Origin of the sequence: Pseudarthrobacter polychromogenes, from assembly GCF_014644495.1 — a bacterium.
Taxonomy (GTDB): Bacteria; Actinomycetota; Actinomycetes; order Actinomycetales; family Micrococcaceae; genus Arthrobacter; species Arthrobacter polychromogenes.
The window spans coordinates 191,773-217,779 of sequence record NZ_BMKU01000002.1; the positions used below are offsets into that span (position 1 = coordinate 191,773).

The window sequence follows — 26,007 nt, forward strand, 5'->3', positions numbered from 1 at the left end:
ACAGCCGCTAGAGGCCGGTGGTCACGGCGAAAGCAAGCGCCTGCTCCGTGCAGCCGGCCACGGGGTGGACGTTGACCGGAGCCTCGGCGGCCGGCAGGAACGCGCTGCCGCCCCTCGAAAGCTGCAGGTCGCCCTTGGGCGAGTCCAGGTAGATTTCTCCTGCCACGACGATGACAACGGCTGCCCCGGACTGCGCCAGCGGGACCGGGGCCGCGCCCGGCGCGAGCTCGATCCGCTGGAGCTGGAACTCCTCGAACGGCGGGCGGAACACTTCCTGGTCCAGGGCCGTCCGCTCGGCGGCCAGCATGGGCACCGCAACAGGCTGGAAATCAACGGTGCGGAGCAGCTCGGGTACGTCCACGAACTTCGGCGTGAGGCCGCCGCGCAGGACGTTGTCCGAGGAAGCCATGACTTCCACGCCGAGGCCGTGCAGGTACGCATGGACGTTCCCGGCCGGCAGGTACACCGCTTCGCCCGGCGCCAGTGACACCCGGTTCAACAACAGGGAGATCAGGACACCGGGATCCCCTGGATACTTCTCGTTGAGGCTGATAACGGTTTTTAGCTCGGCCTCATGCGGGGCGAGGGCGGCTTCGGACAGGAGTGCAGCCACCACCAGCGCCGTATCCTCAGCGACGGACCGGCCTCCGGTGATGAGGCGCTCGAAGGCCTTCCGGAGGCCCTGCCCCTCGTCGCTTGCGCGGAGGTCATCCTGCAGCTCTCCCACCAAGGCGGGGACCCCCGCTTCGCTGGAGCCACAGGCTGCGGCGACGTGCGCCAGGATCTCCCGCGTTTCCGCCACCGGACGGAATCCGCACAGCGCCTCAAACGGAGTCAGGGCGAGGATCATCTCGGGTTTGTGGTTGTCGTCCCGGTAATTGCGGTTGGGGGCGCCCGCCGGCACCCCTTCCGCGTTCTCGCGGGCAAATCCGGCGCGCGCCTGCTCCAGGCTGGGGTGGACCTGCAGGGACAGGGGCTGGGCTGCGGCGAGGATCTTGGCAAGGAAGGGCAGCCGGGGGCCAAAGCGGGCCACGGAGTCCGCGCCAAGGTAATGGCCGGGATCGCTGGAGATCAGGGCATCCAGCGCCGTCGTCGCTCCGTCCCCGGGGACGCGGGCGGTGGACGGTGAATCGGGGTGGGCGCCGATCCACAGTTCGGCTTCCGGGCGGCCGGACTCGGGCCGTCCCAGGAGGGCCGCGATGGCCGTCGTCGAACCCCAGGCATAATCGCGCAGGACGTTCTCAATCTCGTACAAAACCGGTTCCGTTCCCTAGGTCTGTTGGATAATGTGTGCGGCTACAGCGGCGCGCACTGGCCGTTGGTTGCCACGAGCCCGGCGATGGCCTGTTCGTTGCCCTCGAGCTTGAGCTGGGTCAGCATCTCTTCGGTGATCAGCTCGCCGTCTGGCGTGGTAGTCACCGGAGTGAAGTCCGACGGCGCGGGCGACTGCTGTGAACGAACGGCGTCGGCAAGGGGGAGACTACCGGCAGTTCGGGCTGCCGCGGCCTGGACATGGCCCGGTGCGGCGACCGCTTCCACCATGGCGTCGTCCTGCAAGCCTGCTGCCTGGGCCGAGGATGCGGAAGCCAGCAGCTGGTCCACGCGGTCGTGGATCTCGTCGAAGTCCGGAACCGTGGAGAACGAGGCATCAAAGTCAGGCGGGCCGATGGTCAGCCGTTTGATGTCCTGGCCCTTGGCCTTCATGGCAAGGTCCACGAAGCTCCCCAGCTGCGAGGAGGAGATGTTGGAGTCCACCACCTTGGTTCCGGCGTCGGCGATGTCCTCGAACTTGGCCAGCAGGGTGGCGGGGTCCAGCTGCTTGAGCATGGCCTGCTGCACGCACTGCTGGCGCTGGATGCGCGAGTAGTCGTCCACATACTCCCGCGACCTTCCGTACCAAAGTGCCTGGTTGCCGTCGAGGGTTTGTTCACCGGCCGGGATCCAGCCCAGCGGCATGCCGTGGGTTTGGGTGAAATCGTCAAAATAGCCGCTCATGGGAACCCAGCCGCCGGCTTTGATCCTGATGCCGCCCATCGCGTCGATGAGCCTCGAGAAACCGTCCATGTCCACCAGGACGTAGGCCTGCACCGTGATCCCAAGCGTCCCGGAAACGGCTTCCAGGGTGGCCTGAGCGCCGGGGTCAGCGACGCCGGGGTAGAGGTCGGCGTACTCGTTCGTCACCTCGGTGTTGATGGCATTGATCAGGCACTCGTCCCCGCAGTCGTAGCCGTCCGGGTAGATGGCCCGCATGGGGGAGTCCTCGCTGAACTGGGCGTTCTGGAGGTTCCGGGGCACGGAGATGATGGCCGTCTGCCCCGACTTGGCATCCACGCTGAGGACGGAAAGGCTGTCCGGGCGCCTCCCGGTGCGGTCCTCGCCTGCGTCCCCACCCATCATCAGGAAGTTGTAGCGGCCTTCCACGGGATCGATCGTGGGGCCGGAGGAGAAGATGCTTCCAATGGCATTACGCCCCACATTGAGCAGGTAGGCAGCATAACCAAGGGACCCGCTGCCCAGGACCATGGCCAGCACCAGGGCTATCCCCACTGCGGGCCGGGCCCGAGGTGCAAGCAGTAGTGGCCGGATGAGCCGGAGGGTGTTGATGAAAAGCAGTGCCCAGGCGGCGGCCAGGGCTGCCAGCAAAATGACGATCACCAGGGAAGCGAAGGGATTGGTGATGATGTTGATCAGCAGGGTCCGGTTGAAGAGCAGCAGGAGCACCGCGGCGGCCAGGGCTGCCCAGACGCCGAGGGTCACGCGCAGCGCGGCGCGGCCGAGTTTGCGGCTGCCCGCCACGACCTGGGCGCTGCCCGGAACCAGGAGGGTCAAAAGGATGAGGACGAAAGCCCGTTTCGTTCGCACCGGAGGGGAAGTGCTGGCTGGGTAGCGGACCGGGTCGGTCATGGAGGTGCCGGGGGCGGCCTGCCGCATTTTGCTGCTGGACATACGCGCCGCCTAGCGGCCGCTCCGCAGGGCGCCGTTGCCGTCTGCAAAGACCTCGCTGACTTTCTGGCGCAGGTTGGCACCCTTGCGGGTGGCAACTGCGTTGAGGTCTGCTGCGAAATCCAGGAGGTCCGCGCGGAGCGACGCGGCGAGCTCGTCCGTGCCCGCAGCGAGCATCCGCACGGCCAGGAGCCCGGCGTTGCGTGCTCCTGCGATGGACACGGTGGCCACCGGGACGCCGGCGGGCATCTGGACGATCGACAGCAGGGAATCCATTCCGTCCAGGGTCTTGAGCGGAACGGGAACGCCGATCACCGGGAGCGGTGTGACGCTGGCCAGCATTCCCGGCAGGTGGGCTGCGCCGCCGGCCCCGGCGATGATGACCCTCAGGCCGCGTTCATGGGCTGTCTGCCCGTAGCGGATCATTTCGGTGGGCATCCTGTGGGCTGACACGACGTCGGCCTCGAAGGGAATGCCGAACTCCGCCAGCGCGTCAGCCGCAGCCTCCATAACGGGCCAGTCGGAGTCGGATCCCATGACCAGCCCCACCAGCGGGGCGGCCTCCGACGCGGTGGAGGGGGTGGTTGGGGCGCTCATGGCTTCTCCTCGAAAGTGCTCGGCAGTTCTTCTGCCGGTGCCCGGCCGTCGCGGATGATGCTTGCCACCATCGTGGCGCGGCGGCGGACGGAATCAACGTCCGCCGTGGATGAACCCACCAGGTTTACGTGGCCGATCTTGCGGCCCGGGCGGACGGACTTGCCGTAGCAGTGCACCTTTGCGGCGGGTTCGCTGGCAAGCGCCATCGGGAAGGCAGAAAACAGGTCCTGGTTGTCGCCGCCCAGGAAGTTTTTCATTACCACCACGGGGCCAAGCACATCGGTGGCGCCCAGGGGAAGGTTCAGTACCGCCCGCAGGTGCTGCTCGAACTGGCTTGTCACCGAGCCGTCCTGCGTCCAATGCCCTGTGTTGTGGGGGCGCATGGCGAGTTCGTTGATCAGGAACCCTGCGCCGACGCCGGGGGTCTCAAAGAGCTCAACGGCCAGCACTCCCGTGACGCCAAGTTCACCAGCAATCCGCAGGGCAGCGTCCTCTGCGGCAGCAGCGACCTCCACCGGGATGTCCAGGGCGGGAGCTATCACTTCGTCACACACGCCATCCACCTGGATGGTGTGTACCACCGGCCAGGCCCGGGCTTCGCCGTCGGGTGTCCTTGCAACGAGTGCTGAAAGCTCCCGGGTGAATTCCACTTTGGCCTCAGCGAGGAGGGGGCTCATGGCGTCAAACCATTCAGATGTTTCGGCAGCTTCTTCTGCAGAGGCGACGATCCTGACACCCTTGCCGTCGTACCCGCCGCGCGGCATCTTCAGCACAACGGGCCAGCCTGTCTCATCGCCGAACCTGACCAGTGCCGCCACGTCCGGGACGGAGGCCCAGGCCGGGTTGGGAAGCTCCAGCCGGTCGATGGCGGCACGCATGACCAGTTTGTCCTGGGCGTTCACGAGTGCATCAGGCCCGGGCTGGACGTTAACGCCGGCGTCCTGCAGAGCGCGGAGGTGGTCTGTGGGGACGTGTTCGTGGTCAAAGGTCATAACGTCCAGGCCTTGGGCAAAGTCCAACAGCGTCTGCAGGTCCTTGTAGTCGCCCACCGGCGAGGAGGACACTGCCGAGACAGCAGAGACGTCGTCCCCTTCGGCGAGGACACGGAGTTCGAAGCCGAGGGCAGTTGCTGCAGGGGCCATCATTCGGGCAAGCTGGCCGCCGCCAACTACGCCTATTACTGGAAAAGTCACATGGGCCAGCCTACCGAAGACCGTCCGGTATCCCGCGCTCCGGTCCGGCGGGCCGGGAGTATTTCAGCGGCTGGGCTACCCCTTACCGCCGGTTGGGAAGGCTGACTCACAGGTTTGGGGGCTAAAATGGCCTCCGGCCCAATGGCCCACAGTTCACACAGCCATGGAGGGCCATGTTCACCACACTTGCAGACCGTATCCGGGGGCTCGCCTCGCTTTTTTGGCGCGAAGTGGCCAAGTTCGGAGCCGTGGGCGGTGTGGCCTTCGTGATCGACAACGGTCTCACGTACTACCTGATGCACGGTCCGATGACCGACAGCGAGGCCAAGGCGCGGTTCGTTGGCGCTTCCGTAGCCACGGTCTTCTCCTGGATCGCCAACCGTCTCTGGACCTTCCGGCACCGCCGCCAGGCCAACGTGCTCCGCGAATTCCTGATGTTCGTCCTCATCAACGGGATAGGCATCGGGATTTCCACGGGCTTCACAGCCCTTGCGAAATACGGGATGGGCATCACGGACAAGAACATGTTGTTCCTGGCCGGAGTGGCGGGCATTCTTGTGGCTACCGTGGTCCGCTTCTTCGCCTATCGGTTCCTGGTCTTCAACCAGGAACTGGACCAGGAACCGGAATTCTCCCACGACCACGAGCTCATCGAGCTTCACCACCGCCACAAGGAGCATGGCTCCGGGGTGGAGCGCGAAGCGGAACCCGAGCCTTCGACCGACGGACGCGCCAAGCCGTAGCTGGAGACCTTGGGGCGCGGGCGGGCGTCAGGCCCCGGCTTTCCTAGCTGCCGTGGATGCGCTCCGCTGTGAGCAGCTTGTCGGTCAGCTCCACCTCCGGATGCGTCATTACCACCGATCCACCGTGCTGCCAGGCGCCCAGGGCATTGGACAGCGCGCCTTCCAAGCCGTTCCCGGCAGGAACATGAAGGCGTACGCCTTCATCATGGCGGGCGGCGAAGCTGCTGAGCAGGTCCTGATGGGAGTGCGTCCGGCCGTCCCCCGCCACGAGGGCGCACCCTGCGGGATCAGGCTCGGCGTGCGGCATGAAGACGTCCCCCTGGGAGCGGACTTCCGCGGCGAAGTCCAGGCAGCCGGCCGCAAGCGCACCCGGCCACCGCATCGCCAGCGCCGGCAAGGCCACGGCGATGACGGCGTCGTATTTTCCTTCAACTGCCTCGGGATCCGCCGTAGCCAAATAGTCCGCCGTGCCCCCGTCAAGAACGGTCTGCAGCCCCACCTGCCAGGCGGCCAGCGCCCAGACCACCGACTTCCAGTGCGCGGGCAAATCCATGCGCAGGCGCATGCCGGGGATGGCGTCCAATTCGTCCTGGAGCAGGTTGCTCGTCTTGGCAACCCAGTTGTCCAGCACCCTGCCGGAGAGCTCCACCCGCTCATCGTCAGGGCCGTACCACGTAAGGCGGGGAGCCGTTGAATTGCCCGAACGGAGCGATGACATGAGTTCAGATAGCGGGGTGCCCATGCCACCATCCTGCCACCATCCTGCCACCGGGAGGATGGCCAGTCACGGTGGACGTGGGACCGGCTGACGCGGGACAGGCTTGGCAGATGAATCGGACCCCCACAAGGTGGAGTGACATTAATCACAGGGGATACTCAGCCTGCTTGCTATTTTGTCTGTTTGCCGGTATTTTTCCCGCCGTTGGTGGCGATTTGGGCCGTTGCCCGGGAGGATTCGAAGTTCCTCGCCAGCCGCGCCGTGCCGGCGTTATCAATTCCCGGGCGTGGCGTACGCCGCGTTCGCCATCCTGAGTGATTATTATCCGGCGGCAGCTTGACTCGTCCAAGTTACACACGTGTAATTAGATACCTAAAGGCAACTGCGTAAATGCCGGCACACAACCGAGTGCCACGTATCCAGGCAGTAGCTGCAAATCAGGAGGGTCGCCGATGGGGCAAGCAGAGCGTATCCAGGAAGATGCCGTCGTGGCCGGCCAGGCAACGGCAAAGTACCGCGCCCGGGGGGTGCCAAGCGATTGGTACGTGGACCCCGCCGATCCTGATGCTGCCGATCGGTACAACAGGAATGCGGGCGGCGTCCTGGAGGACCAGGCCACTGCATTCCTCGCCGCCCACGAGGCGCTGCTTGACGGTGGCCCGGAGTCAGAGGATGATCTCGACCCGCCCATGGAACTTGCAGCCGGTGGCGCAAGCCAGCCGGTGTGGATCGGGCTGCCCTTCCAGCAGGATTTCGACGACGAAGGTGAGCTCGGCTGGCAAACAGACGCCTTGTGCGCCCAGACTGACCCCGAGGCATTCTTCCCTGAAAAGGGCGGCTCCACGCGGGATGCCAAAAAAGTCTGCGGAGCCTGCAATGTGCGCTCGCAGTGCCTTGAATACGCGTTGGCAAACGACGAACGGTTCGGCATCTGGGGAGGCCTTTCCGAGCGTGAGCGCCGGCGGCTTAGGAAGCGAGCAATCTAATTCACCAGGATGTTCACGTCACTGCCGTTGTGGTCGCCCACAACGGCAGTGCCTATCTGCCCAGGACCCTTGCAGCCCTGGCGGGCCAGACCCGGCCCGCGGACTACGCAATCGGCGTCGACGCCGGATCACGGGATGACTCCAGGGTCCTCCTGCAGCGGGCCCTGGGTGAAGCCAATGTGATCAGCCAGCAGCGCGGCAAAGGCGGCATGGGGGCGGCCGTTTCCGCCGTGCTTGCCGAACTGGCTCCCTGGCGGGGGAGTGCCGCGCCGGACAAACCGGAGTGGATCTGGCTGCTTCACGATGATGCAGCACCTGCTCCGCAAGCACTGGCCGAACTGCTCAGCGCTGTTGAACGGGCGCCCTCGGTCACGGTCGCAGGGTGCAAGCAGCTGGACTGGCACGCGGAACGCAAGCTCATCGACGTCGGCCTGTCCACCAGCCGGTGGGCTGAACGGCTCACCCTGATCGACGCCGACGAACTCGACCAGGGGCAGTACGACGGCCGCAGCGATACCTTCGCCGTCAATTCCGCGGGCATGCTTGTCCGCCGTGACATCTGGGAGCACTTGGGCGGTTTCGACCCTGCCTTGCCCGGCAGTGGCGACGACGTCGACTTCTGCTGGCGCAACCGGCTGGCCGGGCACCGCGTCGTCGTGGTGCCCGCGGCCCGCATGTTCCATGTTGCGCACCGGCCTCAGGCACTGGGCAATGCGGCGGCGGCCCGGAAAGCCCAGGTCCACCTGCGCCTGAAGCATTCACCGCCATGGATGGTGCCGGTCCATGGGGCCGGGGCACTCCTGGGCAGCCTCTTCAAACTCGTGTTGAGCATCCTGGTCAAGGATCCTGGGCACGGCCTGTCACAGGTCGTTGCCACCTGCGGGGCCCTCGGAAGGCCGCGCGCAGTGGCGAGGGCCCGCCGCAGCGCCCGCCGGACCCGCCGCATCCGCCGTTCCGTGATCCGCAAGCTCCAAACCCCCAGGCGCGAAGTCTGGAGCCACCGGCGGTCCCTGATGGAGGCGCTCGGCTCGGACACTTCCCCGTCGGACGAGCTTGAACAGGATCCCTTGGCGCACCAGCCCACCGGCGATGCCTCGGACGACTTTGCTGCCTTGGCCACCACAAAGCGTGGATGGGTGGGCAACGGCGCCCTGGCTGTGGTCATCGTTTCGTCCGTGGCCTCGCTCCTGGGCCTGACCGGGCTCTTCCGTGCCGACGCCGTGTCCGGCGGTGCGCTTATTCCTGTCGCTGCCAGCCTCGGCGACATCTGGCACCACGCTTCCAGCTGGTGGATCACCCTGGGGGCAGGGCTGCCCGGACTGGGAGACCCCTTCGGCTACGTCCTGTGGATCCTCGGGATCCTGGGCGGAGGCGATGCCAACCCCGCCATGGCCTGGCTGCTCCTGCTCGCCACGCCGCTGTCCGGGCTCACGGCATGGTTCGCCGCCGGCGGGCTGACTGTCCGCCGCCGGCTCCGGCTGGCCGCCGCCCTCCTCTGGGCTGCCGCACCTGCACTCCAGGTCGCGCTCAACCAGGGCAGGGCAGGGGCGCTGGTTGCCCACCTCATGCTTCCCCTGGTGGTCCTGGCCCTGCTGCGGGCCACCGGCTCCGCAGTTGGCCATGGCCGCTTCACGCTGCCTTCCCCCGCCGAAGGCCGTCCCGGCGAGAGGCCCCCCGTCAGGCCCGGTATCAACGGCACGCCATCCTGGACCGCCGCGGCCGCGGCCGGCCTTGCGCTGGCAGTCGTTGTTGCATCGGCACCTTCACTCTTGTTTCCGGCTACCGTGGTGGTCGTGCTCTGCGGCCTCCTGCCCGGACGCCGCGGCCGGACGGTCTGGTGGGCCCTGCTGCCCGCTGCGGCCTTATTCATTCCTTTCGGACTCTCCGTCCTGGACAGGCCCCGGGCTTTACTGGCCGATCCCGGCCTGCCGCTTGCCTTTGACTCAGCGCCGCTGTGGCAGCAGGTGCTGGGCCAGCCGCTGCGGTTTGACCCGCAGGGCGGCCTCGCCGGGCTTCCCTCCTTTGCCGGCGGCACAGTACCGTGGGCGCTGGTGCTGGCACTCCTGGTCGCAGCCCCGGTGCTGGCGCTGGCCGTCGCCGGACTGGTGGTACCCGGGCACCGTGCCGCGATGGTGAGGGGTTTCTGGGTGGCTGGCATCCTTGCCCTGGGAGGCGGCTGGCTGGCAGGCCACGTGGCCACTGCCGTCAACGCCCAGAGCCTCGTCACACCGTTCACCGGACCGGCAGTGTCTGCTGCGGCGTTCGCACTCCTGGCGGCAGGCATCCTGGGAGCGGAGCATCTGCTGTCCATGGCGCACCGGGGAGCGGCCAGCGGCAGCGCCAGGCGCCGGGCCGCCCTTCGGTCCGCCACCGCCGTCGGCATGGTCATCCTGCTCGCGGGGCCCCTGGCCGGAATGGCTGCATGGTCAGCCCAGAACCTGCTGCGCCCTGCCACGGCGGCCGCTGTTGGCATGGGGACGGCTTCCCCGGGCGGCGAAGCCGCCAGCCGCCAAACCCCCGACGCCGCCGGCCTGCTCGGAACCCCCCGGCTGGTGGAGGCCACCAACCCGCGCACCCTGCCGGCCACCGCCATTGACCGCGGAACCGGGCCTGAGCAATCACGCACCCTGCTGATCAGTACGCGGGACAACGGGACGTTCGACGCATCACTGATGCGCGGCGCCGGAACCACCCTGGACAGCCTCTCCACGATTGCTTCCGCGCGGAACATCATCGGAAGCCCGGGTGCCGAGACCATTCGCGACGACGACGATGTCACCGCCGCCGTGCGCCGTGTGGTGGCAACGGTCGTCGCAGGCCAGGGCGTCGACCCGCGGAGCGACCTCGAACAGCTGGGCGTAGGGTTTGTTGTCCTGCGCTCCGCTGACACGGCTGCCCAGCTGACGGCCAGCCGGATGGACGCGGTACCGGGCCTTGTTGCCGTGGGCCAAACCGATGTGGGGTGGCTCTGGCGGATCACCCCGTTGAACCAGCCGGCCCTTCAGGCCGCAGACGTTGCACACCGGGTACGTATCGTCGATGGAAGCGGTGCTGCCATCGGACTGGTTCCCTCCGGCTACAGCGACGTGGACGCCCCCGTTCCGGCCGGTCCTGAAGGTCGCCTTGTGGTGCTGGCCGAAAGAGCGGATGCCGGCTGGACCGCCTGGCTTGACGGCCGGAAATTGACTGCGACCACCTCCGGCTGGTCGCAGGCCTTCACGCTTCCCGCAACAGGTGGCCAGCTCACCATCCGCTACGAAAACCCCTGGGCCGTGTGGACGGCCATTGCACAGATCACGGTGATTGGCCTGACGGTCCTGCTCGCCATACCAATGCCGGCCAGGAGGCCCCGGACGGGCATCTCCCGGGACGAGGGCTCCCTGCGTAAGGAACACCAGAATGCATGAGCACACTACGCCGCCGGCAACTCCGGAGGCCCAGTCCTCCGGCGACGCCGGCAAGCCGCTGGAGGACGCAAGCACAGCGCACCCGGAAACCACGGCGGATACGGGTCAGCGGCCCGTACAGCGGGGACGCAAAACGGCGTTCGTGGGGCTGGCGTCCGCGGCTATGATCCTCACCGGTGCGGGGGCGGTAGTGGCTGGGGGATCGCTGCTGCCGCCGCCGGAATCGAGCCGCGTGGTAGCTGCCGCAGCGGCAGCCGTCCCCGCCGGGGCGAGTGTGGGCGTTTGTCCGGGACCGGCCCGGCTGCTGGAGGGGACAGAAGCAGGCACCGACCCCCAGTTCAGTCCGGTATCAGCCACCGCGGCCAGCGCAGTGACGGGCGCGGTGCTCGGCGCGGCAGGGGTCCTGCCGGCCAGCCGCCTGTCCCAGCTGGACGGGACAACCGCAGTGGACATCTCCGAAGGGCCAGGCCAGGGCGCTTCCGCCGGGGCGCCCCAGGAACTCCTGGCAGGCGCAGTGGTGTCCCGTCCCGTGGAGCAGGTGAGCGTGCTGAGCGCCGAGGCACTGGCGAACCAAAAAGCCTCAGCTGCAGCGGTGATGAAGTTCACCGCCACCGATGGCGACCTTCAAGGCACTGCGGCCTCGAACTGCCACCAGCCCTCGAATGACCAGTGGATCGCGGGGGCAAGCACCACCGTGGGCCGGGCATCAGTGCTGGTGTTGACCAACGCCTCCACCACCCCCGCCACGGTGAGCCTGGAACTTTTCGGCGCAAAGGGCCAGATCCAGGCACCCGGCAGCAGGGGCCTGCTGGTTGCGCCAGGCAGCTCGCGGGCCTTGGTCCTTGCCGGCCTGGCCCCGGGCGAGACGCAGCTGAGCGTCCGTGTCCGAAGTGCCGGAGGCCCCGTGGCTGCCGTCATCCAGCAGAGTGTCCTGAGGGGCCTCACGCCCGGAGGAGTCGACTTCATTGCCCCGGGAGCGGCTCCGGCCGTGCGACAGGTCATGACGGGTTTGGACATCCAGGACCCTGCCGGGCTGGCCCAGCTGACCGGAAAGCCAGGATACGAGGACGCAGGGCCGGCGCTCCACCTGACAGTTCCAGGCCCTTCGGATGCAGTGGTGGAAGTCCGGATGTACGGACGCGACGGACAGGAGGCCCTGCCTTCGGGCGGGGTTATCACCGCGAAGGCCGGCGCCGTCACCGAGGTCTCCCTCGCAGGGGTCCCCGCCGGGCAGTACACGGTGGCTGCTTCCTCGGACGTTTCGTTTGTCGCCGCGGCCCGGGTCACCCGCGGGCTCCAGGAAGACCAGGCCACGGACGTTGCCTGGGCGGCCGCCGGAGTGCGGCTTGGCAGCCAGCACGTCGTTCCGGTTCCCCAGGGCGGGATCCGCAGCCTGGTGTTTGGTGCCCTGGACACCAGGGCAACCATCACGTACTCCGCCATTACGTCCGATGGAAAAGTCAGGGCACCGGCCACCGCCGATATTGCCGGTGGGACGACGTCCTCCATCGCAGTGCCGGAAAAGGATGGCGACGCCGACGTCGTGGGATACGTGGTGTCAGCGTCAGGGGACGCCGCCTATGGCTCCGTGCTGGTCCAGCAGGACGGAAGGAGCGATATCTCAACGCTCGCGTTCCTGGCGGCGGCGGCCGGCCAGGAAACAGTGCCCGTCACCCTCAGCTACTAACGGCCCCAGCCGCTGAACCCACTTCCGGCCGCTGCAGCCCGGATCAGTACCGGCGGCGGTAGACGGGGTCCAGGGTTTCCGGAGCCACTCCCAGCATCTCGGCCGTGTGCTCCACCACAACGTCATGGACCAGGTCCTGGAGCTCTTCGGGGCCGGGACAGCCCTGTTCCACCACGCGCCGGTACACCGTGATCATGGGCCCTTCGCCGTCCGCGGCGGGAGTATAGGACCCCATGGGCGCCGACGCGGAGTTGGCGGCCAGCTGTTCGAGGTCGGACGGGATCTCATCGACGCCGAACCGGACGCCGTCGAGCGTCTTGCCCCAGATGTCGTGCAGCCGCTGCGCGGAATCCAGCACCATGTCATCAAACCGGTCCGAGCGCGTCCGGTATCCGGGGTGTGCGGGGAGCATGACCTCCCCGCGGAGCCCGCGTCCGTGACGGTTCCGGCGGCGCATCATGAAGCTTTTGCCGGAGGAGCCGGTGCCCGGATTACCAGGGGCATCCGGACCAGCCAACCGGACCGTGAAACCTGATTTCTGGTTCGATGACTGCATACATCGACTCTAAACCCGGGGGAACATTTATGCGATATATTCTCCCCGCGGCAGGGACGCGTCGGGTCGGGCGGGCAATGCACGGTTTTGGCGCGGACACCGAGTAGTCTGTGATGTCGTGGGAGCTATCCGTCAGTGTTCAAGATCTGCCTGCCGCCAGTCAGCGGTGGCTACCCTGACGTACGTCTATGCGGACTCCACCGCCGTCCTTGGCCCTCTGGCCACTTTCGCGGAGCCGCATTGCTACGACCTGTGCGAGCAGCACGCTGACTCGCTGACCGTTCCCCGTGGCTGGGAAGTCCTCCGGCTTGCCATGCCGTCAACGCCCCAGCAGCCTGGCCCCGACGACCTCCTGGCCCTTGCCAATGCGGTGCGGGATGCCGCGGCCCTCCCGGCCCAGGGACAGCAGCCGCCGGCGCAGCGCGCGTCCCATTCTGCGCTGGAAGCACCGGCCGGCGCGGAAGGCACCCGCAGGGGGCACCTGCGCATCCTGCGTGAACCCTCCTGACATCCTCTGGCGGTAGGCTGGTAGCTGCACACCAGTCCGCTACCGGCGCGAGCGCGCCCGCCAGGGAGCACCAAGAATGCCACATATCAGTCCTGAGCTGCTGTCCGTCCTCCGCTGTCCCGTCACGGGTTCGGCCCTGGTGCAGGAAGGCGAGGAACTGGTGGCGGCCGCCGCCGGGGACTCCGGAGTGAAGCCGCGCTACGCCATCGAGGACGGCATTCCGCTCCTCCTGCCACCAGAGCTGCTGGCAGCGGCCACCGCGGCAGGATCGGACCAGCATGATTCAGTCCCCGGAACGGGCCAAGCCACGTAGCAGCGAACTGGCCGGCCGGAACGCGGGCGCCACGGCCGCCGTCGAACTTTACACAGCAACACCGGAACCAACAGCACTCCGGACAGGACGAAGGATTACCCATGACTTTTGATTACAAGGTTGCCGATATCACCCTGGCGGAAGCCGGCCGGCACCAGATCCGCCTCGCCGAGCACGAGATGCCGGGCCTGATGTCGCTCCGCGCCGAGTTCGGCCCCACCCAGCCGCTCAAGGGCGCCCGGATCGCCGGATCCCTGCACATGACCGTGCAGACCGCCGTGCTGATCGAGACGCTCACCGCTCTCGGCGCCGAGGTCCGCTGGGCCTCCTGCAACATCTTCTCCACCCAGGACGAGGCCGCCGCGGCCGTGGTGGTCGGAAACGGAACCGTCGAGGACCCCCAGGGTGTGCCCGTGTTCGCCTGGAAGGGCGAGACGCTGGAGGAGTACTGGTGGACCGCCGAGCAGATCCTTACCTGGCCCGGCGCGGACAGCAACCCGGACCTCGGCCCGAACATGATTCTCGACGACGGCGGAGACGCCACCATGCTGGTCCACAAGGGAGCCGAGTTCGAGGCCCTTGGTACCGTCCCGGCCGCAGCCGACGACGAGTCCGAGGAAGGCCGCGTTTTCCTCGAGGTGCTGCGCGCCTCGCTGCAGGCGGACCCGCAGAAATGGACCCGGATCGGCTCCCGCCTGCTGGGCGTCACGGAGGAAACCACCACCGGCGTGCACCGCCTTTACCAGCTCGCGGAGCAGGGCAAGCTGCTGTTCCCGGCCATCAACGTCAACGACTCCGTCACCAAGAGCAAGTTCGACAACAAGTACGGCATCCGGCACTCCCTGCCGGACGGCATCAACCGCGCCACAGACGTTCTGATGGGCGGCAAGATCGCCGTCGTCTGCGGCTACGGCGACGTCGGCAAGGGCGCGGCAGAGGCTTTCCGCGGCCAGGGCTCCCGCGTTATCGTCACCGAAATCGATCCCATCTGCGCACTCCAGGCAGCCATGGACGGGTACCAGGTCGCCAAACTGGAATCCGTCCTCAGCGAGGGCCACATCTTCATCACCACCACCGGCAACAAGGACGTCATCCTGGCCGAGCACATGGCCGCGATGCGCGACAAGGCGATCGTGGGCAACATCGGCCACTTCGACAACGAGATCGACATGGCCGGACTGGCACGTATCCCCGGCATCCGGAAGGTGGAAATCAAGCCGCAGGTGCACGAGTGGGTACTTGACGAGGGAACGGACCGGGAACGGTCCATCATCGTCCTCTCCGAAGGGCGCCTGCTGAACCTCGGCAACGCTACCGGCCACCCTTCATTCGTGATGAGCAACTCTTTCGCCAACCAGACGATCGCGCAGATTGAGCTCTTCACCAAGAGCAGCCAGCCGGAAGGGGAGCGGGAGTACGGGAACCAGGTCTACGTGCTGCCGAAGATCCTTGACGAGAAGGTCGCCCGGCTGCACCTGGACGCGCTCGGCGTGGAACTGACCGAGCTGTCGAAGGAGCAGGCCGCCTACCTGGACCTCGACGTCGCAGGTCCCTACAAGCCCGAGCACTATCGTTACTAAGAAGTAAAGCGCCCGGGTGCCCAGAGCGCCCGGGCCGTTACTTTCTGCGCCTAGGATCAAAATATGGAGCCCGAAGTCCCGTCCCGCCGTCCCGGTCGAATGAAGAAGATCCTTGTGGTGGCAACTGTCTGCCTCCTCGCTGCCGTCGGTGGGGTCTTCGCCGCCGTCGCGCCGGGCATCGCCCGCAGCACCATCGAGTCCGAGGCCAGCTCCTCAGTGAGGACAACCCCAGGAATTGCAGCTCCAGTGGTGGCTCCGGTGATGTTCGACGCTGCGCCGGCCAACGGGGCGAAGCAGGTCAACCCGGCAGCTCCGGTGTCCCTGAAGGTCAGCAACGGAACCATCGAACGCGTCACCCTCACCAGCACCGGCGGCGAGACCGTGGAGGGCGCAATCGACTCCCAGGGAACCGGCTGGACCGCCGCTGGCCCCCTGAAATTCAACACCGACTACAGCTACACGTACGTGGCCAAGGACGGCGCGGGACGGGAGACCAGCACCACGCAGTCTTTCAGCACTGTCTCCAGCTCCCATGAGGCGGACGCCGCCATCTACCCCCTCGACGGCATGAAGGTGGGTGTCGGCCAGCCGCTGCAGGTCATCTTCAGCGAGCCTGTGGTCAACCGTGAGGCCGTTGAGAAGGCCATCAGCATTACCAGCAGTGCCGGCCAAACAGGCGCCTTCCACTGGCACAGCGACACCATGGTCCGGTACCGCCCGGAGAACTTCTGGGCTGCCAACTCCACCATTGCCATGGACATGACGCTGTTCGGCGTTGACCTTGGCAATGGGCAGATCGCCAACTTCAACAAGAAGGTGAACATCTCCATCGGCGACAAGAAGGTGGCGGTGGCCGACTCCGCCGCGCACACCTTTACGCTGAGCGTCAATGACCAGGTGGTCAAGACCCTGCCCGTCAGTATGGGGGACCAGCGCTTCCCGTCCGCACGCGGCTACGGGGTGCTGATGGAAAAGAAACGCTACGACCACTTCCGGGCCTCAAGTATCGGGCTCAAGCCGGACGATCCTGCCTACTACGGGGACGTTGACGTGGAGTACACCATCCGCCTCACCCTCAGCGGCGCCTATATCCACCAGGCCCTGGAGTCTGCCTATCCGTTCATCGGCAACGCGAACGTCTCGCATGGCTGCATTGGGTTCGCTCCCGACGGCGCCGCCTGGGTCTTCGATAACATGGGCACCGGCGACGTGGTGCAGATCGTAAACACCGAGGGGGACTACGCCGCCCATGATGACGGGTTCGGCGACTGGAACATCCCGTGGAGCGAGTACGACAACTAGCGTCAGCTGCCGAAGGGCAGCCGCTGCAGCCGCTCGCCGATCTCCGTGTTGCGCCGGCGTGCCTGCGTCAGCCTCGCCAGCTCCCTGCTCCGGCGTTCAGCGACGACGGCGGCAAGGTAGTCGTCCGGGCTGGTCCCCGGGGGCGGCGGCGGGGCCACATGCGCGGACAGTTCCGTGGCGATGGACCCGGCCATCCCGGCCCGGGACAGGGGCGCCATCCTCCCCGCCTGCCGGATGAACTGGGAGGCCCTGCGCACCGTCGCATCGGGAATCCTTCCAATGTCGGCAGCCGCGGCCCACGCCCGGAGGCGCGGCGGCACAAACACCGGAACCGGTTGCTCCACCGGCACCCGGGTGCGGACGGCATAGGTTCCGGCCATCAGGTCACCCAGCCGCCGCGACCTGTCATTGAAAAGCGCAACCGTCAGCGCCACGCCGCCGAAGGTCAGGTAGATCTCCAGGAACCCGGTCAGTCCGCGGATGACGGCGTGCCGGAAGCGGATGGCACCCCCGTCGTCCCTGACCACCCGGAGGCCGGTGGCGAGCTTCCCCAGGGAGCGGCCGCGGCTCATCGTTTCAACGGCCACGGGAACGATGACCAGGCAAAAGACCACGCTGGCCAGGGTCAGGGCACGTGCGGCAGCCCCATCGAGGTCCTCGCCGGCAGCGGCAAGCCCGATCAGGATCGCCACGAGCAGGACGATGTTGAAGGCCACATCCAGGAGCAGCCCAAGCGCACGGGCGGCAAAGGACGCCGGCCTCAACTCCAGGACCACGGCCTCGCCGGTGATGATCGAACTCACTGTTCTTCCCCGTTCCACCGCCCTCCCGGTGCGGTCGCTCAAAGTCTAGTGTGGTGGCGCTAGGCTGGTCGCGTGGATATGGACGCGTTTTCCGCAGCCAACGCGGACAAGTGGGCACGGCTGCACGAGCTCGCCTACCAGGGCAGGCTCAACGGGCGCGAGGCCGATGAGCTGCTGGCGCTGTACCAGTCCACGTCCGCCCATCTCTCCCTGATCAGGTCAATCGCACCCGAAAGCGGACTGTCCGCCTCGCTCTCCGCCACGCTGGCGCAGGCCAGGACCCGCTTCACCGGGGCCAGATCCAACGTGCCGGCGGACCTGGCGCGCTTTTTCGTGGTGGCCCTTCCGGCCGCGTTGTACCGGTTGACCTGGCTCACGCTGGCCTGTGGTGCGGCCTTCATCCTCATTGGCGCGGCGTACGCGCTGTGGATCGGCACGTCGCCCGACGCGCTGCGGGCAGTGGCCACCGAGGCGGCGGCCAGGCAGTACGTTGAGGAAGACTTCATCAACTACTATTCTGAAAACCCGGCCGCCTCCTTTGCCGGTGCTGTCTGGACCAACAATGCCTGGATCAGCGCGCAGGCCGTGGCGTTGGGTATCACCGGTTTCTGGGTGCCGATGATCCTGTTCAGCAACGCCCAGGGGGTTGGCGTTGCGGCCGGGATTTTCGCCGCCGCCGGCAAAAGCGACGTCTTCTTCAGCTACATCCTGCCGCACGGCCTGATGGAACTCACCGCCGTGTTCATTGCCTGCGCGGCCGGCCTGCGGATCTTCTGGGCCATGGTGTCACCGGGCCCGCGGACCAGGGGACGGGCTGTTGCCGAGGAAGGCAGATCCCTGATCACCGTGGCCCTGGGACTGGTCCTTGTGCTGTTTGCCTCCGGTCTGGTTGAAGGGTTCGTCACCCCCAGCCCGCTGCCGGTGTGGGCCAAGATCGGGATCGGGGCCGCTGTCCTGGCCGCGTACTGGTTCTACGTGCTGAGGTGGGGCAGGCCCGCCTACCTCGCGGGAGAACGCGGGGACCTGCGGCGCGAGGACGCGGGCTACGCGGAAATCGCTGCCTGAATCGTTGTAATTCCGCCGGGGTGGTTCCTCGTCCAGCCCACGGCCCGGAAGGTAGGCTCGACACCAGATAAGCGCGCCGGCTGAGCCCGGCCCGGCGCGGAAAAACGACGGAAGTGACGCTGCTGTGAAAGACGAAACACCGGCCCGCGCCAAAAGCGCCGAGCCGCAGCCGGAACCCCACCTGGACACGTCCGGGGACTCCGACGAGCCCGCGTTTTCCTGGCTGACCCCCGCCGGGAAGGGCTCCGGTTCAGCAGCGGGGTCCTCCTCCTCGCCCGCTGCCCCTTCACCCGCTGACAGCCCGGCCGCTGCCTCTTCAACCGCAACTGGCGGCTCCACCCTGGACGGCGGCTCCGCAGGCCATGCCGCTAAAGCTTCTTCCGCTGCTGCCCGGAGCTCAGCCGTTGCGGGCAGCGCAGAACCCGCCCCCGCCAGCCGGAACGGATCCATCCAGCCGGAGAGCAGGGCGGACCGGAAAGCCGCTGAAGCCGCTGCTGAGGCTCCCGGAGAGGACAGCTCCCCGGTCTTTAAGGAACCGCTCCCTACCTCCGCGCTGCAGGTCCGCCCGCCGGAGGAAGAGGTGGAACGCCGCAATGCCCAGCGGGAGAGTGCCGCTAACGCCAAACCTGTGGCGCCCCGGCTGATGCAGGTCCTGCTCGCCGTCTTCTTCCCGCTGGTCCTGCTGATCCTGGCTGTCCGGGCGGTGACCAGCCCGCTGTTCCTGTGGGTGGAGTACAACCGGCCGGGGTTCCCGGGCGACGGATACGGCTTCAGCACGGACGACCGGATGACGTACGGCTCCTACGCCGTGGACTACCTGAGCAACTGGTCCGGCCCCCGCTACCTCGGGGACCTGGTGCACCGCAGCGGCGACAAGCTGTTCAAGGACGGCGAGGTGAGCCACATGGCGGACGTCAAACTGGTGATCCTGTCCACGTTCGGCGCCGGCGTCCTGCTGGTCCTGTTCAGCATTGTGGCCATCCTTTACCTCCGCAAGCGAAGCACGGGCGGAGTCCGGAGGGGCCTGTTCGCCGGCTCCATCGTCACCCTGGTCATCATCCTGGGCCTGGGCACCCTGGCCGTGCTGGGCTGGCAGCAGTTCTTTACCGAGTTCCACCGCATCTTCTTCGCCGACGGGTCCTGGACCTTCAGCCTGGACGACACCCTGATCCGGTTGTTCCCCGGCCAGTTCTGGATTGATGCCGGCATGGTCATAGCGGGACTGGTGCTGCTGGCTTCACTCGTGACCCTGATCCTCACCTGGCCCACCCGCCGGCGGCGTGGCCTGGCCAAGGACGGGGCAGCACCGGCGGCGGTTGAGGAGTAGGCCCCGCAACGTGGCGGGCGCGGCCGGGGGACTGCGCCCTAGGAGTAGAGTTTGGCGATCTCACCGGCGTAGTCGCGCACGACGGCGGACCGCTTCAGTTTGAGGGACGGCGTCAGGTGTCCTGACTCCACGGTGAACTGGACGTCGAGGAGCGAGAAGCTGCGGATGGACTCCGCCTTGGAGACGAGCAGGTTGGCATGGTCCACCGCCTCCTGGACTGCCGCGAGGACTTCCGGATCGCTGACCGCGTCCTGCGCTGCTAGGGCGGGCAGGCCCCGTTCGGAGCGCCAGTTGTCCACGCCCTCCGGGTCCAGGGTCACCAGAGCCGAGACGAAGGGTTTGCCGTCGCCCACCACCACGGCGTGGCCCACCAGTTGGTGGGCTCGGAGCTTCTCCTCGAGCGGGCCCGGAGCCACGTTCTTGCCGCCTGCCGTGACCAGCAGGTCCTTCTTGCGGCCGGTGACGGTGAGGAACCCCTGCGCATCGAGTTCCCCGAGGTCACCGGTCCGAAAAAACCCGTCAACGAACGCCTCAGCGTTCGCGGCCCGGTTGTTGTGGTACCCCTTGAAGACGCCAATCCCCTTGACCAGGATCTCGCCGTCCCCCGCCACCCGGATGGTGGTGCCCGGGACCGGGATGCCCACTGAGCCCACGCGCGTCCGGGCCGGGGTGTTGGCCGTACACGGTGCTGTGGTTTCGGTCAGTCCGTAGCCCTCCAGCACGGGTATCCCGGCGCCGCGGAAAAAGTGGGCGTCCTCAAGGGACAGGGGACTGGCACCGGATACGGTGTACCCCACCTGCCCGCCCAGGGCCTGCCGAAGCCGGGGATACAGCAGCCGGTCGAAGAGCGCGTGCCGGGTGCGGCAGAGCAGCCCGGGCCCGTCGCCTTGGCCGCGGTTGCGCCGGTCCTCCTCCCGCGAGTACTCGATGGCGGCCTCTGATGCAGCTTTGAAAAGCCGGGCCTTGCCCGCCAGCGCTGCCTTGTGGGCGGCGGTGGCCCGGACTTTCTCGAAGATCCGCGGCACCACCAGAAGGAACGTGGGCCGGAACGAGCCCAGGTCCTCAAGGAGCTGCGCCGCTCCCGGCGTGTGTCCCAGGGTGGCCCCCGCGGTGAGGCAGACCACCTGCACGGCGCGGGCCAGCACGTGTGCCAGCGGAAGGAACATCAGGGTGCGCGCCTGGTCCTGCAGCAGCAGCTCCGGAAGGAACGCCACGATGTTCTTCGCCACCAGGGCGAAGTTCCCGTGGGTAATCTCGCAGCCCTTGGGATTGCCTGTGGTGCCTGAGGTGTAAACGAGGGAGGCAACATCGTCCAGCCCGGCCTGGCTGCGGTGCCGCTCGAGCTCCGCGTCCGTAACCCCGGTGCCGGCAGCGGCGAGGCTGGCAAGGTCCGGCGCGTCGCCGTCGTAATCCATCCTCACCACGTTGACGAGCCGGTCCCGAAGGACGTCGGAGCCTGCCAGGACCCCGGTGACCAGGGCGGCAAGGCCACGGTCCCCGGCAAAGACGCGGCGCACCCCCGCGTCCTGGATGATCCACTCCACCTGCCGGGCGGAGGATGTTTCGTAGATGGGAACCGTCACTCCGCCGGCGAACCAGATGGCGAAATCGACCAGGGTCCACTCATAGGACGTGGGGGACATGACCGCCACCTTGTCGCCGGGCTCGATGCCGCCGGCAATCAGGCCCTTGGCCAGGGCACTGACGTCCTGCAGGAACTTGCCGGCCGTGACATCCACCCAGCCGTTCGGGCCCTTCCGCCGGTACAGGGCATGGGCAGGGTTGGCGGCATGCTGCTCCAGGAGCAGGTCAGTCACGTTGCTGGCGGCGTCAAGCTCAACCAGCAGTTCGGTGCTTGCTTCTCTCACAGCAGGTCTCCGTTCCGCTGCCACGCCGCGGCAGCGGCTCAGTTGGGGGTCTGATGCCATCCTGCCCTAGATCCAGGACGGCATCCACATCCTGACTTTCCAGGCGTCGTAGGGAATGGTTTCCGCGGCCCAGACAGGATAAAAGAATGCCGACAGCAGGATCACCGCAGCGATGAACAGGGCCACCAGGTACAGCCCTGACCGGCGGCGCCACGGCGGGTCGGAGGCCCTGCCCAGGACGAGGCCCAGGCAGTACACGAGCGCCAGGACCAGGAAAGGCTCGAAGGACACGGCGTAGAAGTAGAACATGGTCCGTTCGGGGTACAGGAACCACGGCAGGTAGCCTGCGCCTACGCCGGCCAGTATGGCGCCGGCACGCCAGTCCCGCCGCCCGGCCCACCAGAACAGCAGGACCACCAGGGAAACGACGGCGCCCCACCAGATCAGCGGGTTTCCCACGGACAGGATGGCCGAGGTGCATTTTTCCACCGCGCAGCCCGGGCTGCCCTGCGGCGGCGTTTCGTAAAAGAACGACGTCGGCCTGCCGAGTACCAGCCAGCTCCAGGCGCTTGCCTCGTACGGGTGGTCCGATCCAAGGCCTTGGTGGAAGGTGTAGGCCTCCCGGTGGTAGTGGGCCAGCGAGCGGACAGCGTCCGGAAGCCAGTTCCATTCGGCAGAGGGGTTGCTTTCCGCCCACCGGCGGAAGTAGGCATTCCCGGACCGGAACCAGCCTGTCCACGATGCCGCGTACACCAGCCCCGCCACCGGCACCATGCTGATGAACGCCGGAATACCGTCCTTGATGATGCCGCCACTGATCCAGCCGCGGATGCCGGCAACCCGCCGGGCGTTGAGGTCCCACAAGACCGTGAGGAGTCCGAACCCGGCAAGGAAGAAGAGCCCCGACCATTTGGTTCCGACGGCGAGCCCCAGGCACACCCCCGCCGCCACGCGCCACCAGCGGATGCCGAGCCACGGACCGGACAGCAGCTGGCCCGCCGTCGGACGCCCTCCGTTGTCTGCGGCGGCCAGCGCCAGCCGGAGCGCCAGCCGCCGCCGGCCGTTGTCCCGGTCCAGCAGGAGGGCCCCGAAGGCGGCCAGGACCCAGAACATCAGGAAGATATCCAGCAGCGACGTCCGGGACATCACCAGGTGGTGGCCGTCCACCGCAAGGAGGAGCCCGGCGGCCCCCGCCAGGGGAAGCGACCGGAAGAGCTTCAGGGCAATAAGGGACAGGAGCAGGATGGACAGTGTGCCGGTCAGTGCTGCCGCGAAGCGCCAGCCAAAAGGGTTGTCCGGGCCGAAGATCCCCATGCCGGCGGCGATCATCCATTTGCCCACGGGCGGATGGACCACGTACTCGGGGGAGTCCAGCAGCACCCCCGGGTTTCCGGCGTTGAACGCATCATTGGCTTTGTCCGGCCAGCCGCGCTCATAGCCGCTGACCAGGTAGGAGTATGCGTCCTTGACGTAATACGTTTCGTCGAAGACCAGCTTGGGTGGGGCCTCAAGCCGGACAAACCTGAGGATTCCCCCGGTAAGGGCGGTCAGGACGGGGACCAGCAGGAACCACAGCCTCAGCGACGGCGGGTAGTCGCGCCATCCGCGGGCACTGCCCAGGAGCCGTACCAGCAGGGATTCGATCGTGAAGGCGTCGGCGGGGCGGCTGACCCAGGGCCGGTTGGGGGAACTGCCCGAACTGCCTGCTGTCCTCGCGGATTCAGCGCCGGATGCCGCGGGGGCGGCCTGTCCGGTCCCGCCCGGCCGCGTCGAGGTCTGCGTCACCAGCCCATGCTACCGTTTGCGGCCGGCGGTCCCGGGCAGCAGTAGGCTGGTGGCGTGGACCCTAACCCCAGCACCCTTCCTGATTCCGGCCCGGCACCTGCGGGTCGCATCGTGCTCGCCGCCACCCCGATCGGGAACACCGGTGACGCTTCCGCGCGGCTGGTGGAACTGCTGGGAACCGCGGACATCGTGGCAGCCGAGGACACCCGCCGCCTCCACCGGCTGGTCCAAAGCCTGGGCGTCACGGTGGCCGGGCGGGTCATCAGCTACCACGAGCACAACGAGGCCACCAAGACGGCGGAGCTGTTAGCACAGGTGCAGGCAGGAAGCACCCTGGTCATGGTCACCGACGCCGGGATGCCCTCGGTTTCGGACCCGGGTTTCCGCCTGGTTGAAGGGGCGGTCGCGGCCGGCCTCACCGTGACGGCCGTCCCGGGGCCGTCAGCGGTACTCACCGCCCTGGCATTGTCCGGACTGCCCACGGACCGCTTCTGCTTTGAAGGGTTCCTTCCGCGGAAGGCCGGTGAGAGGGCGTCGCGCCTGGCCGAGCTTGCGGGGGAGCACAGAACCATGGTGTTCTTCGAGGCACCGCACCGGCTGGAGGTAATGCTCCGGGCGCTGCGCGACCGGTTCGGACCGGACCGTCCGGTTGCCGTCTGCCGTGAACTGACCAAAACCTATGAAGAGGTCATCCGCGGCACCCTCAGTGAACTTCTGGTGTGGGCCGAAAGCACGGAGATCAGGGGCGAGATCGCTGTTGTCCTCGGCGGGGCGCCGGAAAAGGCGCCCGGGACGCCGGAGGACCATGTGGCCGCCGTGAACGAACTCGTGGCCCAGGGCATCCGGCTCAAGGAAGCGGTGGCAGCGGTGGCCGAGGACGTCCGGGTGAGCAAGCGGGAACTGTACTCCGCCGTCCTTGCGGCCCGCTGACGGTCCCGCACAAGATGCCTGCGCTGCTGTGCAGCTGCACAGCAGCGCCGTGACGCGGCAGTGCGCAACGGCGTAGACCAGCCTGAAGCCGCCGCAGTAGTCTGGCAGTAATTCAGCCTGTATGGGCCCGGTCACTCCGGCCGCCGCCAAGGGCTGCACCAACCCTACTGACGAGGGAGTCATCGTGACTGTCACTGCACAGCCGGCCGTTTCCGCAGACCGCGAAAGCGCCCTTCTGGCCTCTGTCCCCACTGGCCTGCTCATCAACGGTGAATGGCGGGACGCCATCTCCGGGAAGACCTTCGACGTCGAGGATCCCGCCACCGGGAAGGTGCTGCTGAGCCTTGCCGACGCCGGCGCCGAGGACGGTAAGGCAGCCCTGGACGCTGCCGCCGCGGCGCAGGAGTCCTGGGCCAAGGTGCCGCCACGCGAACGGGGCGAGATCCTGCGCCGCGCGTTCGAGCTGGTGACCGAGCGCGCTGAGGACTTCGCGCTGCTGATGACCATGGAAATGGGAAAGCCGCTGGCCGAAGCCCGCGGTGAGGTCACCTACGGTGCCGAGTTCCTGCGCTGGTTCTCCGAGGAAGCCGTCCGTGCGTTTGGCCGCTACTCGGTCTCCCCGGACGGCAAGTCCCGGCTGCTGGTCACCAAGAAGCCGGTGGGCCCGTGCCTGCTGATCACGCCATGGAACTTCCCCCTGGCCATGGCCACCCGCAAGATCGCACCGGCCGTCGCTGCAGGCTGCACCATGGTCCTGAAGTCCGCGAACCTTACCCCGCTGACCTCCCAGCTGTTCGCCGCCGTCATGATGGAAGCCGGCCTCCCCGCCGGTGTCCTAAACGTCATCCCCACCTCCACCGCAGGCGCCACCACCGGCCCGCTGATCAAGGATTCCCGGCTCCGGAAGCTTTCCTTCACCGGGTCCACCGAGGTGGGCCGCCGCCTGCTCTCCGACGCGTCCGAAACTGTCCTGCGCACCTCCATGGAACTCGGCGGCAACGCCCCGTTCCTGGTCTTCGAGGACGCCGACCTCGACGCCGCCGTCGCTGGGGCCATGCTCGCCAAACTCCGCAACATGGGCGAGGCCTGCACGGCCGCGAACCGCTTCATCGTGCACGAATCCGTCGCGGCCGAGTTCGCGGAGAAGTTCGCCGCGAAGATGAAGGACATGACCACCGCCCGCGGCACCGAGCCGGAGTCCAAGGTGGGCCCGCTGATCGACGCGAAGAGCCGGGACAAGGTCCACGAACTGGTCTCCGACGCCGTTGCCTCCGGCGCCACGGCCGTCCTGGGCGGCGGGCCGGTGGAAGGTCCTGGCTACTTCTACCAGCCCACCATCCTCTCCGGCGTCACCGAAGGCACCCGCATCCTGTCCGAGGAAATCTTCGGACCGGTTGCGCCCATCATCACCTTCAGCTCCGAGGATGACGCGGTGCGCCTGGCCAACAACACCGAATACGGGCTCGTGGCCTACGTCTTCACCAAGGACCTGAACCGCGGCATCCGGATGGGTGAACGCCTCGAAACCGGCATGCTCGGCCTGAACGCCGGCGTCATCTCCAACGCGGCGGCACCCTTCGGCGGCGTCAAGCAGTCCGGCCTGGGCCGCGAGGGCGGCCTCGAAGGCATCGAGGAATACCTCTACACCCAGTACATCGGCATCGCAGACCCCTACGCCGGATAACGCCCGGATCAG

Annotated in this window: 21 protein-coding genes; 12 read left to right on the forward strand and 9 right to left on the reverse strand. The window is 67.3% G+C overall.

Going from position 1 to position 26,007, the window contains the following annotated elements:
• Nucleotides 1-7 precede the first annotated feature (7 nt).
• Genes manA through IEX43_RS04195 form a run of 4 tightly spaced genes read right to left on the reverse strand, consistent with a single transcriptional unit; the run spans nt 8 to nt 4,733 of the window.
• The gene (manA, locus tag IEX43_RS04180; RefSeq protein ID WP_188809210.1) at nt 8-1,255 is read right to left on the reverse strand and encodes a mannose-6-phosphate isomerase, class I; all 1,248 of its coding nucleotides are present in this window, start codon (nt 1,253-1,255) and stop codon (nt 8-10) included.
• A 41-nt stretch (nt 1,256-1,296) separates the two neighbouring features.
• Nucleotides 1,297-2,946, reverse strand: a complete 1,650-nt coding sequence (locus tag IEX43_RS04185; protein ID WP_188809211.1) for an LCP family protein — start codon at nt 2,944-2,946, stop codon at nt 1,297-1,299.
• A gap of 9 nt (nt 2,947-2,955) precedes the next feature.
• A complete protein-coding gene (purE, locus tag IEX43_RS04190) occupies nt 2,956-3,540 on the reverse strand; it encodes a 5-(carboxyamino)imidazole ribonucleotide mutase (protein WP_188730323.1) in 585 nt (194 codons plus the stop codon).
• Nucleotides 3,537-4,733, reverse strand: coding sequence for a 5-(carboxyamino)imidazole ribonucleotide synthase (locus IEX43_RS04195; RefSeq protein ID WP_188809212.1), 1,197 nt, complete (start codon nt 4,731-4,733; stop codon nt 3,537-3,539). Before IEX43_RS04195 ends, purE begins: the two co-directional genes overlap by 4 nt.
• Before the next feature lie 173 nt (nt 4,734-4,906).
• Here IEX43_RS04195 and IEX43_RS04200 point away from each other — a divergent pair, with 173 nt between their 5' ends.
• A complete protein-coding gene (locus IEX43_RS04200; protein ID WP_104185362.1) occupies nt 4,907-5,476 on the forward strand; it encodes a GtrA family protein in 570 nt (189 codons plus the stop codon).
• 43 nt (nt 5,477-5,519) lie between these two features.
• Here IEX43_RS04200 and IEX43_RS04205 read toward each other — a convergent pair whose 3' ends face one another.
• Nucleotides 5,520-6,218, reverse strand: coding sequence for a TIGR03089 family protein (locus IEX43_RS04205; RefSeq protein WP_188809213.1), 699 nt, complete (start codon nt 6,216-6,218; stop codon nt 5,520-5,522).
• A gap of 428 nt (nt 6,219-6,646) precedes the next feature.
• Between IEX43_RS04205 and IEX43_RS04210 the strand changes: the two genes are divergently transcribed.
• The 3 genes from IEX43_RS04210 to IEX43_RS04220 are packed head-to-tail and all read left to right on the forward strand — an operon-like array spanning nt 6,647 to nt 12,274.
• Nucleotides 6,647-7,180, forward strand: coding sequence for a WhiB family transcriptional regulator (locus IEX43_RS04210; RefSeq protein WP_104185360.1), 534 nt, complete (start codon nt 6,647-6,649; stop codon nt 7,178-7,180).
• A 29-nt stretch (nt 7,181-7,209) separates the two neighbouring features.
• On the forward strand, nt 7,210-10,587 hold the full coding sequence (locus tag IEX43_RS04215; protein ID WP_188809214.1) for a glycosyltransferase family 2 protein: 3,378 nt from the start codon (nt 7,210-7,212) through the stop codon (nt 10,585-10,587).
• Nucleotides 10,580-12,274 (forward strand): DUF5719 family protein, encoded by a 1,695-nt coding sequence (locus IEX43_RS04220; protein ID WP_188809215.1) that lies wholly within the window; start codon nt 10,580-10,582, stop codon nt 12,272-12,274. Before IEX43_RS04215 ends, IEX43_RS04220 begins: the two co-directional genes overlap by 8 nt.
• A gap of 43 nt (nt 12,275-12,317) precedes the next feature.
• On the opposite strand, the gene IEX43_RS04225 is transcribed toward IEX43_RS04220, so the two are convergent.
• Nucleotides 12,318-12,830 (reverse strand): metallopeptidase family protein, encoded by a 513-nt coding sequence (locus IEX43_RS04225; protein ID WP_188809216.1) that lies wholly within the window; start codon nt 12,828-12,830, stop codon nt 12,318-12,320.
• Nucleotides 12,831-12,948: 118 nt separating this feature from the next.
• On the opposite strand from IEX43_RS04225, the gene IEX43_RS04230 reads away from it, so the two are divergent.
• The 4 genes from IEX43_RS04230 to IEX43_RS04245 all read left to right on the forward strand — a co-directional run bounded on the left by IEX43_RS04230 (nt 12,949) and on the right by IEX43_RS04245 (nt 16,533).
• The gene (locus IEX43_RS04230; protein ID WP_188809217.1) at nt 12,949-13,338 is read left to right on the forward strand and encodes a DUF3499 domain-containing protein; all 390 of its coding nucleotides are present in this window, start codon (nt 12,949-12,951) and stop codon (nt 13,336-13,338) included.
• Nucleotides 13,339-13,414: 76 nt separating this feature from the next.
• Nucleotides 13,415-13,651, forward strand: coding sequence for a Trm112 family protein (locus IEX43_RS04235; RefSeq protein WP_188809218.1), 237 nt, complete (start codon nt 13,415-13,417; stop codon nt 13,649-13,651).
• 101 nt (nt 13,652-13,752) lie between these two features.
• Nucleotides 13,753-15,231, forward strand: a complete 1,479-nt coding sequence (ahcY, locus tag IEX43_RS04240) for an adenosylhomocysteinase (RefSeq protein WP_188809219.1) — start codon at nt 13,753-13,755, stop codon at nt 15,229-15,231.
• A 63-nt stretch (nt 15,232-15,294) separates the two neighbouring features.
• Entirely contained in the window at nt 15,295-16,533 is a 1,239-nt protein-coding gene (locus tag IEX43_RS04245; protein WP_188809220.1) for a L,D-transpeptidase, read from the forward strand.
• A 2-nt stretch (nt 16,534-16,535) separates the two neighbouring features.
• Here the strand turns inward: IEX43_RS04245 and IEX43_RS04250 are convergent, their stop codons facing one another.
• The gene (locus tag IEX43_RS04250; protein WP_188809221.1) at nt 16,536-17,336 is read right to left on the reverse strand and encodes an RDD family protein; all 801 of its coding nucleotides are present in this window, start codon (nt 17,334-17,336) and stop codon (nt 16,536-16,538) included.
• A gap of 72 nt (nt 17,337-17,408) precedes the next feature.
• Between IEX43_RS04250 and IEX43_RS04255 the strand changes: the two genes are divergently transcribed.
• Nucleotides 17,409-18,401 carry a stage II sporulation protein M gene (locus IEX43_RS04255; protein ID WP_188809222.1) on the forward strand — a complete coding sequence of 331 codons (993 nt, stop codon included), beginning with the start codon at nt 17,409-17,411 and terminating at the stop codon, nt 18,399-18,401.
• 124 nt (nt 18,402-18,525) lie between these two features.
• A complete protein-coding gene (locus tag IEX43_RS04260) occupies nt 18,526-19,728 on the forward strand; it encodes a TIGR01906 family membrane protein (RefSeq protein ID WP_188809223.1) in 1,203 nt (400 codons plus the stop codon).
• 38 nt (nt 19,729-19,766) lie between these two features.
• Here the strand turns inward: IEX43_RS04260 and IEX43_RS04265 are convergent, their stop codons facing one another.
• Together IEX43_RS04265 and IEX43_RS04270 are read right to left on the reverse strand one after the other, a co-directional pair.
• Nucleotides 19,767-21,596, reverse strand: a complete 1,830-nt coding sequence (locus tag IEX43_RS04265) for an AMP-dependent synthetase/ligase (protein WP_188809224.1) — start codon at nt 21,594-21,596, stop codon at nt 19,767-19,769.
• 66 nt (nt 21,597-21,662) lie between these two features.
• Nucleotides 21,663-23,381 carry a dolichyl-phosphate-mannose--protein mannosyltransferase gene (locus IEX43_RS04270; protein ID WP_188809225.1) on the reverse strand — a complete coding sequence of 573 codons (1,719 nt, stop codon included), beginning with the start codon at nt 23,379-23,381 and terminating at the stop codon, nt 21,663-21,665.
• Between the two features lie 54 nt (nt 23,382-23,435).
• On the opposite strand from IEX43_RS04270, the gene rsmI reads away from it, so the two are divergent.
• A complete protein-coding gene (rsmI, locus tag IEX43_RS04275) occupies nt 23,436-24,311 on the forward strand; it encodes a 16S rRNA (cytidine(1402)-2'-O)-methyltransferase (RefSeq protein WP_188809226.1) in 876 nt (291 codons plus the stop codon).
• Between the two features lie 184 nt (nt 24,312-24,495).
• Nucleotides 24,496-25,995 carry an NAD-dependent succinate-semialdehyde dehydrogenase gene (locus IEX43_RS04280; protein WP_188730291.1) on the forward strand — a complete coding sequence of 500 codons (1,500 nt, stop codon included), beginning with the start codon at nt 24,496-24,498 and terminating at the stop codon, nt 25,993-25,995.
• The last annotated feature ends 12 nt before the right edge of the window (nt 25,996-26,007 follow it).